Source organism: Alcanivorax sp. HI0083, from assembly GCF_001635175.1.
Genome location: NZ_LWFX01000226.1, coordinates 1 through 675, shown reverse-complemented (window position 1 = coordinate 675; position 675 = coordinate 1). Strand labels below are relative to the sequence as shown.

Here is a 675-nt window from a genome sequence, read left to right as displayed (position 1 = left end):
ATGGCAGTGGAGAAATTCATCCGCTCGGAGGAGTGGTGGGTCACATGGGCGGCCCAGAACCAGCGCACCCGGTGTGAGGTGCGGTGGAAGCCGTAGTAGCAGAAATCCACCAGAAACCACAGGGCGATGGCGGTAAAGACGTTGAGCTCAATATCGAGCAACCGGTGCTGATACGCAAAGGCATACACGGGGAAGGCGATCAGCCCGGCGAACAGCAACTCGGTGGTCTGGTAGCCGGCACCGAGCATGAAATTGAGCCAGGATTCACGGCCATCCACCAGCCGGTTGTTGTGGCGAATCTTGCGGTATTCCCACAGGAACAGGCCAATAAAAAGCGGCGTGGCCACGACAAAGATCAGCTGTCGGGCATCCAGCGCCAGCCAGTCGGGCAGGGCATTCCATAGCGGTACCAGGCCGCTGTTCTGCCAGACGTTGTTGAACCAGTCCATTAATGCCATAGAAACCTCGAAGCTCGGTGGGAGCGCGGTGAAACGTGGAAGATGGCAGTGTGCGACAAGCGCGGCGGATAGTATTGACTATCCATGCCTTATTTTTGACAATTTAGGCCAACAGGGTAAACGTCACCCACAAGGAGAGACCATGGCCGCTGCCATGCGCGTCACCGGGGCCTGGGTACAGTTGCTGACCGACTGGCTGGACCGGGAAAACCTGCCT

2 protein-coding genes are annotated in these 675 nt (G+C 57.9%); one reads left to right on the top strand and one right to left on the bottom strand.

Annotation, left to right across the window (positions count from 1 at the left end):
• Window positions 1–458: sterol desaturase family protein (locus A3754_RS02475; protein WP_197468392.1), on the bottom strand; the 458-nt coding region annotated here is incomplete at its 3' end.
• 28 nt (window positions 459–486) lie between these two features.
• Here A3754_RS02475 and A3754_RS28400 point away from each other — a divergent pair.
• The coding region (locus A3754_RS28400) for a hypothetical protein (RefSeq protein ID WP_231880448.1) at window positions 487–675 on the top strand (189 nt) is incomplete at its 3' end.